A 3,553-nucleotide genomic window follows, 5' to 3' on the forward strand; every position below is an offset into this window, starting at 1 on the left:
GCGCCAGCGTCCCGGCCCGGGCCTGGAGCGCCGGGCGCAGCGCGGAGGCCGTGCGTGAACTGGCCGCCGCCGGGCACCGGGTCGTGGTGACCGGCGGCCCGGACGAACGGGACCTGACCGCGCACGTCGCCGGTGAGCACGGCCTCGACCTCGGCGGCCGTACCGGCGCCGCGGAGTGAACTGGCCGCCGCCGGGCACCGGGTCGTGGTGACCGGCGGCCCGGACGAACGGGACCTGACCGCGCACGTCGCCGGTGAGCACGGCCTCGACCTCGGCGGCCGTACCGGCGCCGCGGAACTCGCGGGCGTCCTCGCCGGGGCCGACGCCGTCGTCACCGGCAACACGGCCCCGGCGCACCTCGCCGCCGCCGTGGACACCCCGGTCGTCTCCCTCTTCGCGCCGGTCGTGCCCGCCGAGCGCTGGCGGCCGTACGGCATCCCCTACGTGCTGCTCGGCGACCAGCGGGCGCCCTGCGCGGACAGCAGGGCCCGGGAGTGCCCCGTACCGGGACATCCGTGCCTGGAGTCAGTGACCGCGCACGACGTGGTGGCCGCCGTCGAGAAGCTGGTCGCGAAGGTGGCGGACGTGGCGGAGGCGGTGCAGACATGAGGATTCTGCTCTGGCACGTGCACGGGTCGTGGACCACGGCCTTCGTGCGGGGACCGCACACCTACCTCGTCCCCGTCACCCCGGACCGCGGACCCGACGGACTGGGCCGCGCCCGTACGTACGACTGGCCCGACTCCGTCGTCGAGGTCCCGCCGGAGCGGCTGCGGGAGACGGACATCGACGTCGTCGTGCTGCAACGCCCGCACGAACTCGCCCTCGTCGACCGGTGGCTGGGCCGCCGTCCGCCGCTGGTGTACCTGGAGCACAATGCCCCGCACGGAGACGTGCCCGACACCCGGCACCCGGCCGCCGACATCCCCGGCGTCACCCTCGTCCACGTCACCCACTTCAACCGGCTGATGTGGGACGCGGGGGCCGCCCCGACGACCGTCGTCGAGCACGGCGTCGTCGATCCCGGGCACCGGTGGACCGGCGAGCTGGAGCGCGCGGCCGTCGTGGTCAACGAGCCCGTGCGGCGCGGCCGTACGACCGGAACCGACCTGCTGCCGGCGTTCGCCGACGCGGCCCCGCTGGACGTCTTCGGCATGGGCACCGAAGGCCTCGCCGGCCGGCTCGGCCTCCCGCCCGACCGCTGCCGCACCCACGAACTCGTTCAGCGCGACCTGCACACGGCGATGGCGCGGCGGCGCGTCTACGTCCACCCAGTCCGTTGGACCTCCCTCGGACTGTCCCTGCTGGAGGCGATGCACCTGGGCATACCCGTGGTCGCGCTGGCGACCACCGAGGCGACCGAGGCCGTGCCCGTCGGAGCCGGAGTGGTCTCCAACCGAATCGACGTACTGACCGATGCCGTACGGGACTTCGTGACCGACCCCCTGCACGCTCGCATGATCGGCGAGGGGGCGCGGGCGGCGGCGCTCGCCCGCTACGGGCTGTCCCGCTTCCTGGACGACTGGGAGCGGCTGCTGAAGGAGGTGACCCGATGAGGATCGCCATGGTGTCCGAGCACGCGAGCCCGCTGGCCGCGCTCGGCGGTGTCGACGCCGGGGGCCAGAACGTGTACGTGGCCCGCCTCACCGAGGAGTTGGCCCGCCGCGGCCACGACGTCACGGTCTACACCCGCCGTGACCGCGCCGACCTGCCCGACCGGGTGCCGCTGCCCGGCGGCGCCGTCGTGGAGCACGTGCCGGCCGGACCGCCCGAACCCGTCCTGAAGGACGAGCTGTTCCCCTACATGCCCGGCTTCGGCGCCCACCTCGCGCGCGCCTGGAACCACGACCGGCCCGACGTCGTGCACGCCCACTTCTGGATGTCCGGCATGGCCTCCCGGATCGGCGCGCACGCCCACGGCATCCCGGTCGTGCAGACCTTCCACGCCCTGGGCACCGTCAAGCGGCGGCACCAGGGCCGACGGGACACCAGCCCGTTCGAGCGCATCGGCATCGAGCGGCAGATCGGCCGCGACTGCGAGCGCGTCCTGGCGACCTGCACCGACGAGGTGCGTGAGCTGGCCGAGATGGGAGTGCCCCCACGGCAGGTGTCCGTCGTGCCCTGCGGAGTGGACGTCGAGCACTTCCACCCCGCCGCGGATCCCGGCAGGAGCCCCGCCGCCCCCGCCCGGCGGCAGCGGTACCGGCTGCTCTCCTGCGGCCGGCTGGTCCGCCGCAAGGGCTACGACCAGGCGATCCGCGCGCTGGCCAAGATCCCGGACGCGGAACTCCTCGTCGCCGGCGGCCCTGCGCCCGGCCTGCTGGACGCCGACCCCGAGGCTGGGCGGCTGCGGCGCCTCGCCCGGCGCACCGGCGTCGCCGACCGGGTACGGCTCCTCGGCGCGGTCGACCCGGCCGACATGCCCGCGCTGATGTGCGGCGCCGATCTCGTCCTGTGCACGCCGGTGTACGAACCATTCGGCATCGTGCCGCTGGAGGCGATGGCGTGCGCCGTTCCCGTCGTCGCCACCGACGTCGGCGGGCACCGGGACACGGTCGCCGACGGCGACACCGGCCGACTGGTACCTGGCGACTCCGGGGCGATCGCCGCCGCCGCGCGCGACCTCCTCGCCGACGAGGACACCCGCCGCCGCTACGGCAGGGCGGGCCGCGCCCGCGTCCTCGCCCGCTTCACCTGGCAGCGGGTCGCGGACGGTGCCGAACAGGTCTACCGCCAGGTGGCGGTCGGACACGAACTGCCGAGGGAGGTGGCGTGATGACCGTGCACCCGCCCGTCGTCGGACACTGCGACGAACTCCTCGAGGCCATGGGCGCGTTCCGCGCCTCGGCCCACATCACCGAACGGTGGGGCGAACGGCTGGCCGCCGTCCTCACCCGCGGCGGCCGGCTGCTCGCCGCGGGCAACGGCGGCAGCGCCGCGCAGGCCCAGCACCTCACCGCCGAACTCGTCGGCCGCTACCAGCACGACCGGCCGGCGTTCTCCGCGCTCGCGCTGCACGCCGACACCTCCAGCACGACGGCCATCGCCAACGACTACGGCGTCGACCAGGTGTTCGCCCGCCAGGTCCGTGCCCACGGCCGGCCCGGCGACGTCCTGATGCTGCTGTCCACCAGCGGTGCCAGCGCCAACCTGCTGTCCGCCGCCGACGCGGCCCGCTCGGCCGGACTGCGCGTGTGGGCGCTGACCGGACCGGCCCCCAACCCGCTCGTGGCGGGCAGCGACGAGGCCCTGTGCGTGACGGCCTCCTCCGCGGCGACGGTCCAGGAACTCCACCTGGTGGCGGTGCACATGGTGTGCGCGGCCTTCGACGCGGCGGTGGAACGGGAGGCGGCATGACGTGGGGCCGGGGGGGGGGGGGGTGGGGGGGCGGGGGGCGTGGGGGGCGGTGGGGGTGGGGGGGGGGGGGTGGGGGATGCCGGGGGCGGCCTCCTCCAGCAGGGGGCGTACGGCCTCGGTGTAGAAGCGGCGGGAGAGTTCGAGGCCGGGGATGAAGGTCGGCATGTTCGTGACGCTCCTGCGGGCAGCCGTGTCC

Annotated in this window: 3 protein-coding genes and 1 pseudogene; all 4 read left to right on the forward strand. The window is 75.3% G+C overall.

Going from position 1 to position 3,553, the window contains the following annotated elements:
- Positions 1-177 precede the first annotated feature (177 nt).
- Positions 178-609, forward strand: a pseudogene (locus tag CLM62_RS34780) (glycosyltransferase family 9 protein); the annotation flags it as partial.
- Complete coding sequence (locus CLM62_RS34785; protein ID WP_095753876.1) at positions 606-1,556, forward strand: glycosyltransferase; 951 nt, start codon at positions 606-608, stop codon at positions 1,554-1,556. The pseudogene CLM62_RS34780 and the gene CLM62_RS34785, both read left to right, overlap by 4 nt.
- The gene (locus tag CLM62_RS34790; protein ID WP_095753877.1) at positions 1,553-2,776 is read left to right on the forward strand and encodes a glycosyltransferase; all 1,224 of its coding nucleotides are present in this window, start codon (positions 1,553-1,555) and stop codon (positions 2,774-2,776) included. Before CLM62_RS34785 ends, CLM62_RS34790 begins: the two co-directional genes overlap by 4 nt.
- Positions 2,776-3,357: an SIS domain-containing protein gene (locus tag CLM62_RS34795; protein WP_095753878.1), complete on the forward strand. Its 582-nt coding sequence runs from the start codon at positions 2,776-2,778 to the stop codon at positions 3,355-3,357. Before CLM62_RS34790 ends, CLM62_RS34795 begins: the two co-directional genes overlap by 1 nt.
- Positions 3,358-3,553 lie beyond the last annotated feature (196 nt).

The sequence above is a fragment of the Streptomyces sp. SA15 genome (genome assembly GCF_002291145.1).
Lineage (GTDB): Bacteria > Actinomycetota > Actinomycetes > Streptomycetales > Streptomycetaceae > Streptomyces.